This is a genomic window from Actinosynnema sp. NPDC023794 (genome assembly GCF_040639675.1).
Taxonomy (GTDB): Bacteria; Actinomycetota; Actinomycetes; order Mycobacteriales; family Pseudonocardiaceae; genus Actinosynnema; species Actinosynnema luteola.
The window spans coordinates 245843-265335 of the sequence record NZ_JBFAFR010000002.1 but is presented as its reverse complement, the minus strand read 5'-3'; the positions used below and the strand labels follow the sequence as shown (position 1 = coordinate 265335).

22 protein-coding genes are annotated in these 19493 nt (G+C 72.3%); 5 read left to right on the top strand and 17 right to left on the bottom strand.

Features of this window, described 5'->3' with window-relative positions; all coding sequences use genetic code 11:
- Positions 1–9 precede the first annotated feature (9 nt).
- From AB0H12_RS05745 to AB0H12_RS05725, 5 genes are all read right to left on the bottom strand, one after another.
- Positions 10–2520 carry an Ig domain-containing protein gene (locus AB0H12_RS05745; protein WP_499621110.1) on the bottom strand — a complete coding sequence of 837 codons (2511 nt, stop codon included), beginning with the start codon at positions 2518–2520 and terminating at the stop codon, positions 10–12.
- Positions 2521–2623: 103 nt separating this feature from the next.
- Complete coding sequence (gene smc / locus AB0H12_RS05740; protein WP_499621108.1) at positions 2624–6409, bottom strand: chromosome segregation protein SMC; 3786 nt, start codon at positions 6407–6409, stop codon at positions 2624–2626.
- Between the two features lie 58 nt (positions 6410–6467).
- Positions 6468–7109 carry an anti-sigma factor family protein gene (locus tag AB0H12_RS05735; RefSeq protein WP_499621107.1) on the bottom strand — a complete coding sequence of 214 codons (642 nt, stop codon included), beginning with the start codon at positions 7107–7109 and terminating at the stop codon, positions 6468–6470.
- Positions 7106–7612 carry a sigma-70 family RNA polymerase sigma factor gene (locus tag AB0H12_RS05730; protein WP_082404192.1) on the bottom strand — a complete coding sequence of 169 codons (507 nt, stop codon included), beginning with the start codon at positions 7610–7612 and terminating at the stop codon, positions 7106–7108. Before AB0H12_RS05730 ends, AB0H12_RS05735 begins: the two co-directional genes overlap by 4 nt.
- A 33-nt stretch (positions 7613–7645) precedes the next feature.
- Entirely contained in the window at positions 7646–7942 is a 297-nt protein-coding gene (locus AB0H12_RS05725) for an acylphosphatase (protein WP_499621106.1), read from the bottom strand.
- 37 nt (positions 7943–7979) lie between these two features.
- Between AB0H12_RS05725 and AB0H12_RS05720 the strand changes: the two genes are divergently transcribed.
- The 3 genes from AB0H12_RS05720 to AB0H12_RS05710 all read left to right on the top strand — a co-directional run bounded on the left by AB0H12_RS05720 (position 7980) and on the right by AB0H12_RS05710 (position 9844).
- Positions 7980–8708: a CAP domain-containing protein gene (locus AB0H12_RS05720; protein ID WP_499621105.1), complete on the top strand. Its 729-nt coding sequence runs from the start codon at positions 7980–7982 to the stop codon at positions 8706–8708.
- Positions 8709–8739: 31 nt separating this feature from the next.
- Positions 8740–9231, top strand: a complete 492-nt coding sequence (locus AB0H12_RS05715; RefSeq protein WP_499621104.1) for a hypothetical protein — start codon at positions 8740–8742, stop codon at positions 9229–9231.
- Positions 9232–9364: 133 nt separating this feature from the next.
- Complete coding sequence (locus AB0H12_RS05710) at positions 9365–9844, top strand: hypothetical protein (protein ID WP_499621102.1); 480 nt, start codon at positions 9365–9367, stop codon at positions 9842–9844.
- Here the strand turns inward: AB0H12_RS05710 and AB0H12_RS05705 are convergent, their stop codons facing one another.
- The gene (locus tag AB0H12_RS05705; RefSeq protein WP_499621100.1) at positions 9845–10375 is read right to left on the bottom strand and encodes a GNAT family N-acetyltransferase; all 531 of its coding nucleotides are present in this window, start codon (positions 10373–10375) and stop codon (positions 9845–9847) included.
- A 69-nt stretch (positions 10376–10444) separates the two neighbouring features.
- Between AB0H12_RS05705 and AB0H12_RS05700 the strand changes: the two genes are divergently transcribed.
- Positions 10445–11551: an NAD(P)/FAD-dependent oxidoreductase gene (locus tag AB0H12_RS05700; protein ID WP_499621099.1), complete on the top strand. Its 1107-nt coding sequence runs from the start codon at positions 10445–10447 to the stop codon at positions 11549–11551.
- Positions 11552–11687: 136 nt separating this feature from the next.
- Here AB0H12_RS05700 and AB0H12_RS05695 read toward each other — a convergent pair whose 3' ends face one another.
- The gene (locus tag AB0H12_RS05695) at positions 11688–12365 is read right to left on the bottom strand and encodes a response regulator (RefSeq protein WP_499621098.1); all 678 of its coding nucleotides are present in this window, start codon (positions 12363–12365) and stop codon (positions 11688–11690) included.
- A 254-nt stretch (positions 12366–12619) separates the two neighbouring features.
- Here AB0H12_RS05695 and AB0H12_RS05690 point away from each other — a divergent pair, with 254 nt between their 5' ends.
- The gene (locus tag AB0H12_RS05690; RefSeq protein WP_499621097.1) at positions 12620–13054 is read left to right on the top strand and encodes a MarR family winged helix-turn-helix transcriptional regulator; all 435 of its coding nucleotides are present in this window, start codon (positions 12620–12622) and stop codon (positions 13052–13054) included.
- 10 nt (positions 13055–13064) lie between these two features.
- On the opposite strand, the gene mutM is transcribed toward AB0H12_RS05690, so the two are convergent.
- The 10 genes from mutM to AB0H12_RS05640 form a co-directional block, all read right to left on the bottom strand.
- Positions 13065–13922 carry a bifunctional DNA-formamidopyrimidine glycosylase/DNA-(apurinic or apyrimidinic site) lyase gene (gene mutM / locus AB0H12_RS05685; protein WP_499621096.1) on the bottom strand — a complete coding sequence of 286 codons (858 nt, stop codon included), beginning with the start codon at positions 13920–13922 and terminating at the stop codon, positions 13065–13067.
- 10 nt (positions 13923–13932) lie between these two features.
- The gene (locus AB0H12_RS05680; RefSeq protein WP_230567727.1) at positions 13933–14163 is read right to left on the bottom strand and encodes a hypothetical protein; all 231 of its coding nucleotides are present in this window, start codon (positions 14161–14163) and stop codon (positions 13933–13935) included.
- 7 nt (positions 14164–14170) lie between these two features.
- Positions 14171–14992: a ribonuclease III gene (rnc, locus tag AB0H12_RS05675; RefSeq protein ID WP_499621095.1), complete on the bottom strand. Its 822-nt coding sequence runs from the start codon at positions 14990–14992 to the stop codon at positions 14171–14173.
- Positions 14993–15021: 29 nt separating this feature from the next.
- The gene (gene rpmF, locus AB0H12_RS05670) at positions 15022–15204 is read right to left on the bottom strand and encodes a 50S ribosomal protein L32 (RefSeq protein ID WP_053720453.1); all 183 of its coding nucleotides are present in this window, start codon (positions 15202–15204) and stop codon (positions 15022–15024) included.
- Positions 15205–15206: 2 nt separating this feature from the next.
- The gene (locus AB0H12_RS05665; protein ID WP_499621094.1) at positions 15207–15794 is read right to left on the bottom strand and encodes a YceD family protein; all 588 of its coding nucleotides are present in this window, start codon (positions 15792–15794) and stop codon (positions 15207–15209) included.
- Positions 15795–15899: 105 nt separating this feature from the next.
- The gene (locus AB0H12_RS05660) at positions 15900–16616 is read right to left on the bottom strand and encodes a DivIVA domain-containing protein (RefSeq protein WP_499621093.1); all 717 of its coding nucleotides are present in this window, start codon (positions 16614–16616) and stop codon (positions 15900–15902) included.
- Between the two features lie 87 nt (positions 16617–16703).
- Positions 16704–17132: a guanyl-specific ribonuclease gene (locus tag AB0H12_RS05655; RefSeq protein WP_498774740.1), complete on the bottom strand. Its 429-nt coding sequence runs from the start codon at positions 17130–17132 to the stop codon at positions 16704–16706.
- Positions 17133–17197: 65 nt separating this feature from the next.
- A complete protein-coding gene (coaD, locus tag AB0H12_RS05650; protein ID WP_499621091.1) occupies positions 17198–17680 on the bottom strand; it encodes a pantetheine-phosphate adenylyltransferase in 483 nt (160 codons plus the stop codon).
- 54 nt (positions 17681–17734) lie between these two features.
- The gene (rsmD, locus tag AB0H12_RS05645; protein WP_499621090.1) at positions 17735–18301 is read right to left on the bottom strand and encodes a 16S rRNA (guanine(966)-N(2))-methyltransferase RsmD; all 567 of its coding nucleotides are present in this window, start codon (positions 18299–18301) and stop codon (positions 17735–17737) included.
- Positions 18302–18305: 4 nt separating this feature from the next.
- Positions 18306–19394: an MBL fold metallo-hydrolase gene (locus AB0H12_RS05640; RefSeq protein WP_499621089.1), complete on the bottom strand. Its 1089-nt coding sequence runs from the start codon at positions 19392–19394 to the stop codon at positions 18306–18308.
- Between the last annotated feature and the right edge of the window lie 99 nt (positions 19395–19493).

The window sequence follows — 19493 nt, the reverse complement described above, 5'->3', positions numbered from 1 at the left end:
ACCGCCCGCCTACGCCGGGTTCACCGGCAGGGTGAACGAGGCCCGCACCCGGTGCCCCCGGACGTCGCGGGCTTCCACCGTGAACCCGTAGTCGCCCGCGGTGGTGGGGGTGCCGCGCAGCACGCCGGTCGACGGCATCATGATCAGGCCTGGTGGGAGGTCGCCGTCGACGACGCTCGCGCCCTCGATCGCGTTCTGGCCGATCCTGAGCTCCACGGTCCCGAAGTAGGCGGCGCCGACCACGGCCGGGCGCAGCGGACCGGACACCATGCGCGGTCCCGGCCAGAGCCCGTAGGCGTTGTAGGAGTCGGTCCACGGGCCCCGCGACACCGGGAGCGCGGCGGACGCGACGGGGAACCAGCCGTCGACGTCGAAGTCCCCCGCGGCCTCCACCCCGTAGATCGAGTACCACCACGGATCGCCGATGACCGACGTGGTCGAGTCGGCGTACATGCCGCCGACGAACGACGGGCCGGCGACCGAGGCGAAGGCCACGGATCCGCGCGGCGCGAAGAGCACCTCCACGCTCCCGTCCACGGCGATGGTCGCCGCGGTCCGCGTGCCCCGCACGTCACCTTCGTCGAGCCACTCGACGCCGTGGCCGCGCACGTGGTGCCCACCGACCCGGACGTGCCCGCTGACGTCGACCGTCTCCGGGACGCCGCCCGACAACCGCAAGTCCAGCGCGTTGCGCACGGTGGGCGTGAAGCCCCAGATCGTGCCGAGCGGGATGTCGGGGCCCACCTCGAACCCGCACGGCGCGGCGGGCGCGGCCGGTGCGGCCACGACCGCGGTGAGCGCGCCGTCGAGGTCGAGCTCGAAGGCCGTCCGCACGCTCCGGGCGCCGTCGGCGCCCCACTCGGCGTGGACGAGCGCCCGGGCGTGGAGCGACAGGTCGGCGTCGACCTCCGCCGTGCGCCCCTGGCACTGCGCGACGAGGTCCTGCGCGGTGACCCGCACCCGGCCTCCCGGACCGGCGACCAGCGACGGGCCGGCGAGCACCTTCGCCGGTGACGGCGGGGCGTCGGGCATCAGGGAGCGGGTGTCGACGGCGCCCGTCACCCGCCCCGACGGGAAGGCCTCGGTGATCATCACCGGCTGGGTGTGGACCGTGGTGACGCCGTCGCCGGCGGTCGTGCCGGTGACCCGGCCGAGCAGGCCGCGGCCGGTGCTCGCCGAGCCGGGCGCGACGAACACGACGGCGCCCGTGGCGGGTGCCGCGCCGGTCAGCGTGACATCGGCGCCGGACACGGCGGTGACGCGTGAGGGCGCGACGATCTCGGTGCCGTCCGGCTTGTCGACCGCGGCGGTGACGCCGACCGACAGCCAACCGACGACGTCGACGATGAGGTGGACGTCGCCCGTCCAGGTGTGCAGGTGCACCAGGCCCGACGGGCCGAGCTTGACGACCACCATGTTCGACGCGGTCTGCCCCGGCTCGACGTTCACGTGGCTGATCTGCGGAAAGGACTCCTCCACCGGACCCGCGGTCACGTAGGTGCCCCGGTTCGCCTCGGTCGCGGTCACGTTGAGCACGACCGCGCCCACGCCCACGGTGGGCACCCCGCCCTGACCGGCGACCTGGACGTCCGTGCCCCCGACCTCCCGGACGGGGTGATCGGCGCGGCTGTCGAAGAGGCGGGTCGGCGCGACGCCGGCGTAGTCGGCGCCGATCGCGAACCAGCCGACCACGTCGGCCAGGAGGTGGATCGAGCCCGCGTTGTTGTGGAGGCGGATCGAGCCGTCCGCGCCGACCTCGACGACCGCCAGGTTCGGCACGGTCTGCCCGGCGACCACGTTGAGGGTGCTGGTCGACGGCCTCGCGGCGCCCTTCGCGTGCGCGATGACGTGCGTGCCCTCGGTCGCCTCCGTCCCGGTGAGGTTGACCACCACCGCGCCGACACCCGCCGCGGGCACACCGCCCACACCGGTCACGTCCAGGTCGACGGTCCCGCGCGGACCCACCTTGCCCGCCGGGGCGCCGAGGCCCGAGCGGGTGTCGAGCAGGCGCGCGGGCCGGGTGGCGGTGAAGTCGGGGCCGTGGGCGAACCAGCCGACCACGTCGACGATCAGGTGCACCGACCCGTCGTTGTTGTGGAGGCTGATCGAGCCGTCCGCGCCGAGCTTGACGACCACCGCGTTGGGCGCGGTCTGGCCGGCGACCAGGTTCAGGTTGCTCGCCGTCGGCCTGGTGTCACCGGCCGGGTAGGCGATCACGTGGGTGGCGGCGGTCGGCTGGGTGCCGGTCAGGTTGATCGCGACCGCGGCCACGCCCGAGGTGGGCACCCCGCCGCGCCCCGCCAGCCGCACGTCGACCCGGCCCTGCCTCCCGACCGGGGCCGCCGCCGGCGCGCCGAGGCCGCTACGGGTGTCGAGGACCCGCGTCGGCGTGACGGGCGTGTAGGCCCGGTCCTCGAACGCGTAGGGCGTCGTGGCTCCCGCTTGCGCCGCCACCGGGAGCACCGCCCCGGCCACCAGGACCGCGGACAGGACAGCTCCGACCCAGGACCACCACCGCATCGAACCCCCTCGTGCCGAACGGGCCGGCGCACGTCGCGGCAGCCGGACCACTCCCCTTGATCACGGAGTCGACCGCCGGGGCGCTCCCGTTACCGGTTCGGTGCTAGGCGGGCGGGGTCGATCCGGGCTCGGTGACGGGCACGTCCTCCGCGACCGGCGCGTCCTCCGGGACGGCCTGGGTTTCCGGCCGGGCATCGGGTTCCGGCCGGGCATCGGCGTCCGGGGCGGCGTCGACGGCGGCGGCACCGGTGTCCGGGGCGGCGTCGACGGCGGTCGCCGCGGCGACCTTGGGTCCGGCCTTGGCGCGCTTCGGCTTGTCCTCGCCGCGCAGGCGCTGGGAGATCACCTGGCTGATCCCGTCACCGCGCATCGAGACGCCGTACAGCGCGTCGGCGATCTCCATCGTCGGCTTCTGGTGCGTGATGATCAGCAGCTGCGAGTGCTCGCGCAGCTGCTCGAACAGGCTGATCAGCCGGTGCAGGTTGGTGTCGTCCAACGCCGCCTCGACCTCGTCCATCACGTAGAACGGCGACGGCCGCGCCCGGAAGATGGCGACCAGCATCGCCACCGCCGCCAGCGACTTCTCGCCACCCGACAACAGCGACAGCCGCTTGACCTTCTTGCCCGGCGGCCGGGCCTCCAGCTCGATGCCGGTGGTCAGCATGTCGTCCGGCTCGGTCAGCACCAGCCGTCCCTCGCCGCCGGGGAACAGCACCTTGAACACGATCTCGAACTCGCGCGCGACGTCCTCGTAGGCCGACGTGAAGACCTCCAGGATCTTGTCGTCGACCTCCTTCACCACGGTCAGCAGGTCGCGCCGCGTCGCCTTGATGTCCTCCAGCTGGTTGGACAGGAACTTGTAGCGCTCCTCCAGCGCCGCGAACTCCTCCAGCGCCAACGGGTTGACCTTGCCCAGCAGCGACAGGTCCCGCTCGGCGCGCTTGGCCCGCCGCGCCTGCGTGTCCCGGTCGTACGGCATCGGCTGCGGCGCGGTCACCAGTTCGCCGCGCTCCTTCGCCGCCTCGTACTCGGCCACCTCCTGCTGCGACGGCGGGATGAACACGTCCGGGCCGTACTCGGCGACCAGGTCCTCCAGGCCGATGCCGAACTCCTCGGCGACCTTGGTCTCCAGCTGCTCGATGCGCATCCGCTGCTCGGCCCGCAGCACCTCGTCGCGGTGCACGGCGTCGGTCAGCTTCTCCAGCTCCACCGACATCTCGCGGACGAGGTTGCGCACCTGCGCCAGGTACGTCTCGCGCTGCGCCTTGCGCTCCTGCGCCGCGTCACGTTCCCGGGCCGCACGGCCCAACGACGCGGCGATCCGCTCCAGCGCGACCTCACCGCCCCGCACCACGGCCTTCGCCACGACCGCGCCCCTGGCCCGAGCGGCGTGGGCGCGCTGGGCGCGTTCCCGCGCCTCGCGCTCGGCACGCGCCGCCCGGCGCAGCCCTTCCGCCTTGCCCTGCAACGCGCGGGCGCGCTCCTCGGCGGTCCGCAGCGCCAGCCGGGCGTCCACCTCGCCCTGGCGCGCGGCGGCCAGCTCGGACGCCATCTCGTCGCGGTGGGAGGTGTCCGGCTCGTCGTCCAGCGGCTGCTCCTCCGCCACCAGCAGGCGTTCTTCCAGCTCGCCGAGCTTGAGCAGGTTCTCCTCGCGGGCCGCCTCGACCTTCTCCCGCTGCGCCCGCACGCGCTCCACCTCGGCCTCGGCCGAACGCACCGCCGCGGCCAGCCGGTTCAGCCGCTCCGACGACCGGGCGCGCCGCACCTTGGCCTCGTTGAGCTGCTCCTTCACCGCAGCGACCTCGGCACGCCGTGCCTGCTGCTCGGCCCGTGCGCCCTCGAGAGCGGCCGTGGACTGCTCCAGCGCGCGCTCCGCCAGCGCCAGCTTCTCCGACGCCTCGTCCACCGCGGCCTGGACCTCGATGACGCTCTGGCTGCGCCCGGACCCGCCGACCGCCCAGTCCGCGCCGAGCACGTCGCCGTCACGGGTCACCGCGCGCACCGACGGGTGCGCGTCCACCAGCTCACGCGCGGTGGCCAGCGAGTCGACCACCACGACCCGGTCCAACGCGCGGTGCAACGCGGGCCGCAGCGGCTCCGGCGCCTGCACCGCGTCCACGGCCCACCGCGCGCCCGGCGGCAACGACGGCCAACCGGACCGGTCGACGCTCACCGGCGCACCGCCCACCAGCACGCCGGCCCGACCCGTGTCCTGCTCCTTCAACAGCTCCAGCGCCGCCACCGCGTCCGCGCCGGACGCCACCGCGACCGCGTCCGCGATCGGACCCAGCGCCGCCGCCAGCGCGACCTCCGCGCCGGGCTCCACGGTCAGCAGCGCCGCGACCGAGCCCAGCAACCCCGGCAGCCGCGACGCCAGCAACGCGCCCGCGCCGTCCTTGCGGGTCAGGCCCAACGACAGCGCGTCCACCCGCGCCTTCCACGACGCGATGTCCCGCTCGGCCGTCCGCTCGGCCTTGACCAGCTCCTCGACCCGGCGGCGCGCCGCGTCGTCCGACTCCACCGCGAGCCGGTGCCGCTCGTCGAGCCCGACGTCGTCCTCGTCCTCGGTCCCGGTCACCTCACGGGCCTCGGCCAGCTCCTGCTGCACGACCTCCGACCGCTCGACCGCCTCGGCCAGCGCGATCGACATCCGCTCGATCTCCTCGGCGGTCGCGCTCGTCTTCGACCGCAGCGCCTCCACCTGCCCGGACAGGCGGGCCAGGCCCTCGCGCCGGTCGGCGATCGCCCGCACCGCGGCCAGGTGCGCCTTCTCCGCCGCGGACACCATGCGCTCCAGCTCGGCCCGCGTCTCCACGGCCTCCGCCAGCCCCACCCGGGCCTCGGTCACGCCGTCCTGGAGCTCCTGCTCCAGCTCCGCGGTCTGCTCGGCCTCGGCGTCCAGCTCGTCGGGGTCACGCCCGCCGCGCGGCGCGTCCACCGCCGCCGACAGGTGCCGCTCGCGTTCCACGGCCAGCCGCACGGTGCCGCGCAGCCGTTCCTCCAGCGCCGACAGCCGGTACCAGGTGTCCTGGGCCTGCTGGAGCTTCGGCGCGTCGGCCGCGACCTGGTCCTCCAGCTCGTTCTGCTGCAACTGGGCCTGTTGCAGCGACTTCTCCACCTCGGCGCGGCGGGCGCGGGCGGCGGCCTCGTCCTGCTCCTCGCGCGCCAACGCCACGCGCTGCGTCACCAGGTCGTCGGCCAGCAGGCGCATCCGAGCGTCCCGCAGCTCCGACTGCACGACCTGCGCGCGACGCGCGATCTCGGCCTGCTTGCCCAGCGGCTTGAGCTGGCGGCGCAGCTCGGCGGTGAGGTCGGTCAGGCGGGTCAGGTTCGCCTGCATCGCCTCCAGCTTCCGCAGCGCCTTCTCCTTGCGCTTGCGGTGCTTCAGGACGCCCGCGGCCTCCTCGACGAACGCGCGCCGTTCCTCGGGCTTGGACTCCAGGATCGCGGCGAGCTGGCCCTGGCCGACGATCACGTGCATCTCGCGGCCGATGCCGGAGTCGCTGAGCAGTTCCTGGATGTCCATCAGCCGGCACGAGTTGCCGTTGATCTCGTACTCGGTGGCGCCCTCGCGGAACATCCGGCGGGTGATCGACACCTCGACGTAGTCGATCGGCAGCGCGCCGTCGGAGTTGTCGATGGTCAGCGTCACCTCGGCGCGGCCGAGCGGCGCGCGGCCGGACGTGCCGGCGAAGATGACGTCCTCCATCTTGCCGCCGCGCAGGTCCTTCGCGCCCTGCGTGCCCATCACCCAGCGCAGCGCGTCGAGCACGTTCGACTTGCCTGAGCCGTTCGGTCCGACGACGCAGGTGATGCCCGGCTCGAAGCGCAGCGTGGTAGCCGAGGCGAAGGACTTGAACCCCTTCAGCGTCAGGCTCTTGAGGTGCACGCGGGGCAGAGTACCCGTGCGGGCCGCGAACCGGTCGTCGGCACGCTGACCTGCGCGATCAGGGCCGGACCGAGACCAGCACCGTCATGTCGACCACGAGGTCGAGCCGTTCGATCTCCTCGACCGGGAACGACGTGGCGCCGGGTATCCGCTCGTCCGGGGCGTGGTCGGTGCCCCACCAGCCGCCGATCTCGGTCCGTCCGGCCCGGTCGTGGACGATCAGCTTGCACCTCGCGCCCTTCGGCATGTTCTCGATGCTCATCCACAGCTCGGTGCCCCACGACTTGCCGACGAGGTCCGCGCTGGCCACCACGCCCGACGCGGCGTCGGTGGCGTGCCACCTCACGGCGTCGTCCCCGGTCAGCCTCGGCACCAGGAGCACGCCCAGCGCCACGACCACGGCGAGCACGCCCGCGCCGACCAGCACCGGCCACCGCCTCCGACGCACCGCGGGCGCGGGCCCCGGTTCGGGCGCGGGCGGCAACGGTCGCAGGTCGGGATCGGGCGCGGGGTCGTCGAACGGCAGTTCCAGGTCCGACAGCTGCACCTGGCCGAGCAACCCGGGCAGCGGGGCCAACCGGACCATCTCCCGCCGGCAGTCGGCGCAACCGCGCACGTGCCGCTCGAACGACGACCGCTCCGCCGGGTCGAGCGAGCCGAGCAGGTAGGCGCCGAGCGCCACGGTCTGGTCACAGCTCACGACTCGGTCACCCCCCGCTCCTCCAACGCGTCCCGCAGCGCCCGGAGGGCGTAGAAGCAGCGCGACTTGACCGTGCCGGGCGGGATGCCCAGCACCGCCGCCGCCTCCGCCACCGAACGCCGCCGGTAGTACAGCTCGACCACCACGTTGCGGTGGTCGGCGCTGAGCCCGCGCAGCACCTCCGCGACCTGCCAGCTCTGCAGGACGTGCTCCACCTCGTCCGCGACCGGCGGCAGGTCGCCCGGTTCGATCGGCACCTCGCTGTTGCGGCCCCCGCGCTTGCGGAAGCCGGAGATGACCAGGTTCCTGGCCACCGTGTAGAGCCACGGGCCGGCGTCGGCGGGGGTCAGCTCGTCGACGTGCCGCCACGCCCGCAGCAACGTCTCCTGGACGACGTCCTCCGCCTGCTGGTGGTCACCGCCGACCAGACGCAGGACGTAGCCGTGCAGCGGGCCGCGCCAACGGCCGTACAGCTGCCTGACGACATCTTCGCCACGGTCCACATCGATGTACTACGCCATCGGGCCCCTCGGCGTTCAACGCTCGACGAAACCCGTGAAGCCGCCGCGGGCCTCCGACCAGCGCTCCACGATCGAGTCCACCCGACCGGGGGTGTCACCCGAACGCAGCGCAGTCAGCAGCTCCCGGCACGCGACTTCGGACCCTTCCGCGTTCACCTCGACCCGGCCGTCACGCAGGTTGGACGCCGAACCGACAAGTCCCAGCTCAAGCGCCCTGGCGCGGGTCCACCACCGGAAACCGACACCCTGCACGTGACCCCGCACCCACGCGGTCAGGCGCACGGTCCGCTCTACTCCAGCCACAAGAGCCATCCTGTCATTTCACCCGTTAGTGGTACGGTGCGCGACCGTGACAGCACGGCGCGGTAACCGGTCCGTGATCGGCGGACTCGTCGGCCTGCTCCTCGGCGCGGCCGGTGCGACCGGCGTCGCCGTCGCCAACCCGGAACAGCTCGCCCCGTTCGTCGGGGAAAGCGCAGCACAGCGCAGCCGTTCCGACAACACCGGCGTCGGCGGGGTCGGGGGTGTGGGCGGGCCCGCGCAGAGCCGTGAGCCGGAAGTCCTGCCGACCACCACCGAAGCGCCGCCGTCCACGGAGACCACCACCGAGACGACGACCACGACCGAGACCACCACCACGACGACGGAGACGACGACCACGACGTCCGAGCCGTCCCCCGCCCCCACGACGACGACCACCCTCGCCGACGCGCCGCAGGCGCAGCAGGTCGTCGCCCTGGTGAACGAGGCGCGCGACCTCGCCGGCTGCAAGCCGCTGAAGGTGGACGACCGGGTGGTCACGGCCGCGCAGGGCCACAGCGCCGACATGGCCCAGCGCGACTACTTCTCGCACACGACCCCCGAGGGCGTCGACTTCGCCCAGCGCATGCGCGCGGCGGGCTACCCGAGCCCCGGCGGGGAGAACATCGCCATGGGCCAGCGGTCCGCCGAGCAGGTCATGAAGGCCTGGATGAACTCCGACGGGCACCGCCGCAACATCCTGAACTGCGGGTTCACCACCATCGGCGTGGGGCTGGACACCCGCGGCTGGTACTGGACCCAGAACTTCGGCTGGTAGAGACGACGTCCGACAGACCTTGGGAGAACCGTTGTACGAGACCCCGGAGCCCGAGCGCACCCGCCCGCGCGTGTCGCCCCACGTGCTGCTGGCCGCGTCCGGTGTCGCCGTGTCGACGATCTTCGCCACCATCGCGTCCCTGGCGGGCGCGACCCCGGACGCGTCGCCCGGCAACCAGCTGCCGCGTGAGGACGTCGTGTCCCGCAGCACGCTCAGCACGGCGCCGCGCACGTCGTCGTCCTCTTCGGTGAGCCAGACCACCACCGCGGAGTCGACCACCACGACGACCGAGACCACCACGACGACGACCACGTCGCGCCGCACCCGCGTGACCACGGTGACCCGGCCGGACGGCACCACCACGACCACCGTGGTGGACGACCCCCAGCCCCAGCCGACGACCACCACGACGCCGCCGGTGATCACGACGACCGTTCCCACCACGACCACCACGACCACGCAGCCGACGACCACCACGACGACGACCACCACGGCGCCGGTCGACCCGCCGTCGGGCGCGTAACGAGATCATCCGCCGTCGGTGACGGTCCGCCACACCATCGTGTGGTGGACCGCCCGAACGTTGAGGCAGGCGGCGTGAGCGGCCGATAACCCGAACACTGACCATCCGTCCGGATCCCCCACAGGGAGATGGTGTGTTCGAGGAAGACCAGACCGCGCCGCCGAAGAAGAAGCTCACCGCGGTCGTGCTGCTCGCCGCGGGCGGCGCCGTCGTCGCCACCGTGATCGCCACCCTCGCGTCGGTGCTGACCGGCGGCGGGCCGACGGCGGCGCCACCACCCGTGCCACAGGTCGAGGTGCTGACGACGGAGGACGCGCCGGACGCCGCCGCGCCGGACGCGAGGACGGCCACGCTCGTGGTCACGGTGTCCAAGCGCGCGGGCGAGCAGCCGCCGGGCAAGGCGGCGGGCTCCACTCCGGAGAACCCGACCCCACCGGCGGCGGACGCGGCGCCGGAGACCAGCGCGGCGACGTCGTCCGAACCCCGGCTCACCGCCCAGCCGCCGAGCAACCCGCCGGTGTCCTACCGCCCACCCGCGCCGTCGTCCTCCACGTCGACCAACGCCACCGCGCCGACCACCAAGGACGAAGAGGACGACCAGGACGCGCCGTAGCTACCAGACGTCGCCGTCACGCCAGTCGCACGCGAGGTCGCCCGTCAGGTCGAGCGGCACGACGGGCAGGACGTAAACCCCGTCGTCCTCCTCCTCGGTGCGCTCGACCCCGGTCGGCGTCATCGCGAACGTCCTCCCCTGCCACCGCTGCCACCCCCGTGCCGCGTAGAACTCCTGGCCGTCCTCCGACGCGCTGAGGGCGCCGAGGGGGTACGCACCGCGCACGACGTCCTCCAGCGCCGTCATCACGACCCCGCCCACGCCCTGACGACGTCGATCCGCACGCACAGCGACGCCCTCCACGTACCCGGCCCGCAGCGCGCGCCCGTCGTGCAGCAACCGACGCTGCACGACGGCGCCGTGGGCGATCAGCTCGTCGCCGTCCCAGACGAAGGCGTGCACGCCGCCCAGGCTGTGCTCCCAGTCCTCGTCGCCGAACTCGCCGTCGAACGCCTCGTCGAGCAGCTCGCGGGCCGCGACGAGCGTCGGCGCGGGCACCTGCCAGGTGTGGATCACGGAAACGAGTGACACGCTTCACACCCTAAGCCGTCACATCCGACGCTCCCGTTTCGCTCCTCTGACAGGCGAAAGGAGCCGAACATGGCAGAGCACATCGTGGTGGTCGGTGCGGGTTACGCGGGTCTGGCCGCGGCCAAGCTGGCGGCCAAGTGGACCGACTCGCGGGTCACCCTCGTCAACGCGCGGGACCGGTTCGTCGAACGGGTCCGGCTGCACCAGTTCGCGACCGGGCAGCGGATGCGCGACGTCCCGCTCGCCGACGTCCTCAAGGGCACCGGTGTCGAGCTGGTGGTGGACCGGGTCACCGACATCGACCCCGACACGCGCAAGGTCCAGCTCACCAACGGCACGCTGGCCTACGACCGGCTGATCTACGCCCTGGGCAGCCACGCCGACCTGGCCGGCGTCCCGGGCGCGGCCGAGCACGCGCACGCGGTGTCCACCCAGGAGGACGCGGAGAAGCTGGCCGTGGCGCTGACGACCGCGCGCACGGTCGCCGTCATGGGCGGCGGGCTGACCGGCATCGAGGCAGCCTCCGAGCTGGCCGAGTCGCGCCCGGACCTCGACGTGCTGCTGGTCACCGCCGGCGGCTTCGGCGAGGCCCTGTCGGACAAGGGCAGGCGGCACCTGCGCGAGGTGTTCGACCGGCTCGGCGTCCGGGTCCGCGACCACGCGCACGTCACCGAGGTCCGCGCCGACGGCCTGGTGCTCGACACCGGCGAGCTCGTCGCCGCCGACGCGGTCGTGTGGACAGCCGGTTTCGCCGTGCCGGACCTGGCGGCGCGGGCCGGGTTCGCGGTGGACGGCCGCGGCCGGATGCTGGTCGACCAGACGTTGACGTCGATCTCGCACCCGGACGTCCAGGGCATCGGCGACGCCGCCGCGATGAAGCGCCACGACGGCCTCGAACTGCGCATGGCCTGCGCGACCGGCCTGCCGACGTCGCAGCAGGCCGTGCGGGCGCTGGCGAAGCGGCTCGCCGGCGGGCAGCCGGCTGACCGGCTCGACTTCCAGTACCGCATCCGGTGCATCAGCCTCGGTCGGCGGGACGGCCTGATCCAGTTCGTGGACGCCGACGACAGGCCGAGGGAACGCGTGCTCACCGGCCGTGCGGCGGCCATCACCAAGGAACTCGTGGTGCGCACCGCCCTGATGTTCCAGCGCCACCCCACGATGCCGGCGGGCTGAGCGGTCACCGGGCCGCCGACCGGCCACGGCGAACCTCACGCAGGTCCGGCCGAGTGCGGCCGGTCGAGCGGCCCGCCCGACACCGCGTCGGCCGACGCGGTGTCGCCACTTGGCGCACTCCCCGTCCCGACGTGCGCTAGAGCTCGAACCGGTAGCCCATGCCGGGCTCCGTCACCAGGTGTCGGGGGCGTGCGGGCTCGGGCTCCAGCTTGCGCCGCAACTGGGCCAGGTAGACGCGCAGGTAGTGGGTCTCCTTCGCGTACGCCGGGCCCCACACCTCCTGCAGCAGCTGCTTCTGCGCCACCAGCCGGCCGCGGTTGCGGGCCAGGATCTCCAGCAGGCCCCACTCCGTCGGCGTCAGGTGCACCTCGACGCCCTCCCGGCGCACCTTCTTCGCCGCCAGGTCGACCGTGAACGACGCCGTCTCCACGACCGCGTCCTCGCCCTCCACCACCGCCGAGCGCCGCACCGCGGCCCGCAACCTGGCCAGCAGCTCGTCCATCCCGAACGGCTTGGTCACGTAGTCGTCGGCGCCCGCGTCCAGCGCCTCCACCTTGTCGGCGGAGTCGACCCGCGCGGACAGCACGATGATCGGCACGGTCGTCCAGCCGCGCAGACCCGCGATGACCTCGGTGCCGTCCACGTCCGGCAGCCCGAGGTCGAGCACCACCACGTCCGGCTTGCCCTCCGCCGCCGCCTTGAGCGCCGTCGTGCCGTCGTGCGCGGTCAGGACCGAGTAGCCGCGGGCCGACAGGTTGATCCGCAACGCCCGCACGATCTGCGGCTCGTCATCGACGACCAGCACCTTTGTCACGCTGAGACACTACGCCCGGACTTCGCGCGCCCGCCGTGCCCGACTACGTTCGGCGAACTTCCTGACGGGCCCTTGATGCGGGCCCTGTTCACCTTTATGCCGTTTTGACGCTTCCTTCTCCGCATCGGTGCGGAAAGCGTGAGTACATCCGGGTGCGAATGAATCCATTCCCTGGACAGCCGTACTACGAAAGTGCGAATGTCCTGTCCGAATTCGGACACATGCTCACTCACGGTGAGCCACGAGGAGGTCTGATGACCACCAGTGTGACTAATCAGGACGCGTTACAACTCGTGGTCGCCGTGCACCGGCTGATCCGCAGCCTGCGCCAGTCCGCGTCCGTCCGGCGCCTGCAGCCCACACAACTGCTGGTGCTCGCGGAACTCGCGTCGCAGGGGCCGATGAGGATCGGCGAGATCGCGGTGCGGGCGCTGTGCTCGCAGCCGACGGCGACCACGGTGGTGACGGGCCTGGAATCGAGCGGCCTGGTGCGCCGCGAATCCGATCCGGCCGACGGGCGGGCCACCATCGTCGAGCTGACCGGCCTCGGCCGGGACACCATCCTGTCGCTCGCGCACGGCGAGGCGGAGCTGTTGTCCGAACGGATCGCCCGGCTGGAGCCGGAAGAGCGTGACGCGCTCAGATCGGTCACGCCGCTGCTGCGCAGGCTCGCCGACCCGGCGCGGTGAGCCCGGCCCGTCACCCCCTGGGTCGGGGCTGGCAGCGCGGGCACGAGTAGGACGAGCGGTTCATGAACGGCTCGCGCCTGATCGCCGTCCCGCACCGCCGGCACGGCTCGTTCTCCCGTCCGTACACGGCCAGGGACCGGTCGAAGTAGCCGGACTGGCCGTTCACGTTGACGTACAGCGCGTCGAACGACGTGCCGCCCTCGCCGAGCGCCTCGTGCATCACCTGCGTGGCGTGAGCGAGCAGCTCGGCGGCCTTGGCCCTGGTCAGCTTGTCCACGGGTCGCGCCCCGTGCAGCCCGGCCCGCCACAGCGCCTCGTCGGCGTAGATGTTCCCCACGCCGGAGACGAGCGTCTGGTCGAGCAGGGCGCGCTTGACCTCGGTCCGCCGCTTCCGCAACGCCGCGACCGCCGCGTCCGGGTCGAACGCCGGGTCCATCGGGTCGCGCGCGATGTGCGCCACCGGCCGCGGCAACCGGGCGCCGTCGACCTCGACGATCTCCGCCAACGCCAACCCGCCGAACGTGCGCTGGTCGACGAACCGCAGTTCCGGGCCGCCGTCGGCGAACCGGACCCGCACCCGCAGGTGCTTCTCGTCCGGCGCGCCGACGGGCTGGACCAGCATCTGGCCGCTCATGCCGAGGTGCGCGAGCATGGCGTCACCGCCCGACAGGTCGACCCACAGGTACTTGCCGCGACGGCGCGCGGCCTCCAGTCGCTGACCGGTCAGGCGCATGGCGAAATCCGCCGCACCGGGCAGGTGTCGGCGGATCGCGCGTGGGTGGAGGACTTCTACCGCTTCGACGGTCCTCCCCGCGACGTGCTCGTGCAGACCTCGGCGGACGACCTCTACCTCGGGCAGCTCGGGCACCGGCGGGTGATCAGTCCTCGGACTCGCGCTCGGCGGCGGCGGCCTCGGCCCGCTCCAGCTCTTCGAGCATCTGGTAGGCGGCGGCCTGCGGCTTGGTCGGCTTGAGCACCCAGCCGCCCGCCTGGGCGGTGTCGCGCACGAGGACCAGGCCCTGGATACCGCCGTTGCGGCTGGCGTTCAGCGGGCGGGACGGACGCGCCTGGCGGGCGCGCCGGTTCGTCCGGACGTTCGTGGCATACATTTCGGCGTCAGTCTTCCTGAGTAGGTGCAGCCTGAGGTGAAGCCTGGGATGGAGCCTGCGTGGCCGAGCCGGGCGCGTGGCCGTTCCCGGACGCGCCGGTCTCCTCGGCGCGGACCCGTTCGTGCAGCACCCGGTAGGCGGCCTCGGCCGCCTTCTGCTCGGCTTCCTTCTTCGTGCGCCCGTCCCCGGTCCCGTAGGCCTGACCACCGACGAGCACCGTCGCGGTGAACTCCTTGCGGTGGTCCGGGCCCTGGTCGTCCACCCGGTACTCGGGGACGCCCAGACCGGCGGACGCGGTCAGCTCTTGGAGACTCGTCTTCCAGTCCAGTCCAGCACCTCGAAGCGGCGCTTCCGCCAACAACGGGTCGAACAGGTGGTGAACGAGTTGACGCGCGGTCTCGATGCCGAACTGCAGGTACACCGCGCCGATGACGGCTTCCAGGCCGTCCGCGAGGATGCTCGCCTTGTCCCTGCCGCCGGTCAGCTCCTCGCCGCGACCGAGCAGCAGGTGCCCGCCCAACCCGTCGTCGCCGAGACCCCGGGCCACGCCCGCCAGGGCGTGCATGTTCACCACGCTCGCGCGGAGCTTGGCGAGCTGACCCTCGGGCAGCTCGGGGTGCGTGCGGTACAGGTGATCGGTGACGACGAGGCCGAGCACCGCGTCGCCGAGGAACTCCAGCCGCTCGTTCGGCGGCAGCCCACCGTTCTCGTACGCGTACGACCGGTGTGTGAGCGCGAGCGTCAGCAGCTCGGCGTCCAACGGGACGCCGAGCGCTTCGATCAACGGGGCGCGGTCGGCGGACCGACCGCGCGACGACCTACCCCCCACGATTCGCCGCTACCTTCGCCAGAGGGTGATCAGGCCGGCTGGACGACCTGGCGGCCGTCGTACTGACCGCAGGCCGGGCAGGCGATGTGCTGCGGCTTCGGCTGGCGGCAGGCCCTGTTCTGGCAAGCCACCAGGTGCACAGCACTGGTCTTCCACTGAGCGCGGCGCGAGCGCGTGTTCGAGCGCGACATCTTCCGCTTCGGGACGGCCACGACTAGTTCTCCTCTGGATTGTCACGATTCCCGTCGAACCGCTCTTGCAGGGCGGCCCAACGGGGGTCAATCGTCTCATGCCCGTGGTCGGGGCCGAGATCAGCCAGCCTGCCGCCGCAGTCGACGCACAGCCCGAGGCAGTCCGGCGAGCACAGCGGCACCTGTGGCAGCGCGAGCACGATGGCGTCGCGCACCACGGGTTCGAGGTCGATCAGGTCGTCGTGCAGACGGCTGACCTCGTCCTCTTCGGTCGTCTCGTCGGTGGCGCTGTCCGGGTACGCGTACAGCTCGGTCAGCTCCACCTCGATCTCCGCGGACAGCGGATCGAGGCAGCGCGAGCACTCCCCTTCGACCACCGTCGCGGCCGTGCCCGTCACGAGCACGCCTTCGACCACCGACTCCAGCAGGAGGTCGAGTTCGACGTTGCCCCCCGCCGGCACCGCGATCACGCCAAGAAGGCCGACGCCCTCCGCGGGCACCGTCCTGCGCAGCCCGCGGCTGGAGCCCGCACGACGCCCGAGGTCCCTGGTGTCGATGACCCAGGGCCCGGTCGCTGTGGGACGCGCGGAGGCGTGACGATGCTCAGACATGATGTTTGGTGTTGCCGTCGGGGACTTACCACGACCAGCCGTTCCAGGGTACGGGACAACGGGCGTCGGAGTGAAATCGGCTGGTCGGGGCGTCGTCCGGTTGGGTCATTCGTGGTAGTCGAACGGTGCGGCGGCGCTCGCGACGGCCGGGCCGCGCAGGTGCGAGCGACCCTTCCCGACGCTGCGCAGGGTGTGCGCGAGCAGGTCCTCGAAGTCGGCCAGCTTGCCGTCCACGTACGCGTCGCACTCGCTGCGCAGCCGGATGGTCTCCGTCCGGGCCGCGTCCAGCACGCGGGCGGCCTCGGCGTGCGCCGCCTGCACGACCTCGGTCCCGTCGACCAGGCGCGCCTGCTCCGCCCGGCCCTCCTCGATCGCGCGCTCGTAGTTGGCCCGGCCCGCCTGGACCATGCGGTCGGCCTCGGCGTGCGCCCGGCCCACCAGGTCCTCGTACTCCTGGCGGCCCGCGGAGACGGTGCGCTGCGCCTGGTCCTCGGCGTCGGCGACCATCCGCTCGGCCCGGGCCCGCGCCTCGGACAGCATCCGCTCCGCCTCGTGCTGAGCCTCGGCGACCATCCGCTCGGAGTCCGACCGCGCCTTGCTCAGGGCCTGGTCCGCGTCGTGCTGCGCCTTGCCGACCAGCTCGTCGCGGTGGTCGAGCACGTCCTGGGCGTCGTCCAGCTCCGCCGGGATGGCGTCGCGCACGTCGTCGAGGAGTTCGAGCACGTCGCCGCGCGGCACGACGCACCCGGAGGTCATCGGCACGCCACGCGCTTCCTCGACGATCGTGACCAGCTCGTCGAGGGCCTCGAACACCCGGTACACGTCACACTCCTCGCGCCCACAGCAGTACCCGTCCTAGTGTGCCCTGCCGATCTCCTCGCCGCCGGGAGATCGGCAGGGCGTGTCCGGCTAACGGGTGATGTCCACCAGGACGAAGCTCGCGTAGTGGTCCGACGTGTAGAAGTACAGCTTCGGGGTGGCGTTGCCGGTCACGATCCGCCGCGCGCCGCGGGTGGAGACGCCGGGCGTCTTGACCGTGTACTCCCGGTAGTAGCCGGTCGAGCACGCCGGGAGGATGCCCTCGCGGTTGTAGAAGGTCTGGTTGTCCTGCGGATACGGGTACGGCCCGCCCCGCTGGACCAGCCTCACGGTGTCGGTCGCCTGGACGGGCAGGGCGGACAGCGCGACCTTGCGGAAGCCGGACGTGTCACCGCAGGCCGCCTGCGCGACCGCGACCGACTCGGCCGCGACCGCCTGGGTCGACGTGGTGAACGTGCCCGCGAGGACCAGCAGCAGGGAGAGCAGCACCTTCGCGGTGCGCGATGTGATCTCGCTCATGCCAGTGAACGCTAACCACACCGGGCGAAGACGAGGCGGTCCTCGAGTTAACGGACCGTGACCTGTCAACGACCCTCTGCGCGCCTGGCCGTGAGCCGGTCCTTGATCGACGGCGGCACCAGGCTCGTCACGTCGCCGCCGTAGGTCGCCACGTCCTTGACCAGGGAGCTGGCCAGGAAGCTGTAGATCGGGTTCGTCGGCATGAACAGCGTCTCGACCCCGCTGAGCTGGTAGTTCATCTGCGCCATCTGCAGCTCGTAGTCGTAGTCGCTGACCGCGCGCAGGCCCTTGATGATGGCCTGGATGTCGTTCTCCCGGCAGTAGTCGACCAGCAGGCCGTGCCAGGAGTCGACGCGGACGTTCGACCACTGCGAAGTGACCTCGCGCAGCATCTCCGTGCGCTCTTCCACCGAGAACAACGTCTTCTTGGTCTTGTTGATGAGCACGGCGACGACGACCTCGTCGTAGAGCTTCGCCGCTCTGCCGATGATGTCCAGGTGTCCGTTGGTGGCCGGGTCGTAGGAGCCGGGGCACACGGCACGCGTCATGGTTTCGGACGGTAGCACCCGATCGGACGCGTCCACTCCGGTGCGTGGTCGGCATCACCCGGAGGCGTCGACCTGTTCGGCCCAGTGCAGCGCGGTGTCGCCGTATCGCTTGCTGCGCAACGATTCCACCGGACTCGGCCAAATCGGTTCAGGGCTGCGCGCGCCGCGCTCGACGACGATCAGCGACCCCGGTTTCGTCCAACCGTTCGTGACCAGCGACGCGAGGAGCCGGTTGAGCTGCTCGTCCGTCACCGCGTAGGGAGGATCGGCGAAGACGACGTCGCACGCCACCTCCGCCGCACCGCCCACCACCGCCTCCGCGGTGCGGTTCAGCACCGTCGCGCCGGGCAGCGCGACCACTTTGGCGTTGCTCTTCAGGACTTCGGCAGCCCGCTTGTCCGACTCCACGAACGTGGCGCTCATCGCACCCCGCGACAACGCCTCGAACCCGAGCGCCCCCGACCCCGCGTACAGGTCGAGCACCACCGCGCCGTCCAAGTCGACCAACGTCTCCAACGAGCTGAACAACGCCTCCCGAACCCGGTCGGAGGTGGGACGGGTACCCCTCGGCGGCACTTGCAGCCGGCGGCCACCGGCGGCGCCCGCGACGATCCTGGTCACCGGGTCATCGTCCCACCGCGAGCGCCTGCCACCACCCGTCGACCTCCGGCGGCTGCTCCACGTCGATCCGCTCGCCGGGGCGCGGCACGGCCAACGGCACCCCGTGCGCCTTCGCCTCGCGCCACACCCGGTCGACCGGCTCGGACCAGTCGTGGAACGCCAGGTTGAAGGTCGCCCAGTGCACCGGGATCAACAGCCCACCTCGCACGTCACGATGCGCCGCCACACCTTCTTCCGGCGTCATGTGGATGTCCGGCCACCCGGGCCCGTAAGCACCGATCTGGATCAGAGAAGCGTCGAACGGACCGTGCTCCTCGCCAATCGCCCGATACCCGTCGAAGTAACCGGTGTCACCGCTGTAATAGACCCGGTGCGCCGGCCCCTTCAAGACCCACGACGCCCACAACGTGGTGTCCCGCTGAAAGCCCCGGCCGGAGAAGTGCTGCGCCGCCGTGGCCACCAACGTGACGCCGGCCACCTCGTGCGACTCGTCCCAGTCCAGCTCCACGATCCGGTGCTCGGGCACGTCCCACCGGCGCAGGTGCGCCCCGATGCCGAGCGGCACCACGAACACCGCGTCCGTGTCCCCGGTCAACGCACGGACCGTCGCCAGGTCGAGGTGGTCGTAGTGGTCATGCGAGATCACCACCGCGTCCACCCGCCCCACCTCGTGCAACGAGTGCGGCACCGGGTGCAGCCGACGCGGACCGACCACTTGCGACGGTGAGACCCGCTCACTCCACACGGGGTCGATCAGCACCCGCGCGCCGTCGATCTCCACCAACGTCGACGCGTGCCCGTACCAGGTGATGTGCAACCCGTCCGCCGAGCCGGCGGCCGGCGGCACCAAAGGCACCTCGCCCACGGGCCGCCGCTGCTGCCCGCCGAAGAACATCTCCCGCACGGTCCCGGCGGCGCCGTCGGGCATCGTCCGCGTGGTGGCGGCGTTGTGGAACTTCCCGTCGCGGTACCGGGGCGACCGGAGCACCCGCTCCCCACCGGGCTTCCCACCCAACGCCAACGACACATCCCGCACCGCCCAGGCGAGGGCACCGGCCGTGAGAGCGAACAACCCGACAGCGACCTTCTTCATGCCACGACCAACGCCAACCCGGACCACCCGGTTCCCCCGAACGCCGGATGTGGCCGCGAACACTCAATCCCGCCCACAACGCCCCGGAACCGCCCCACC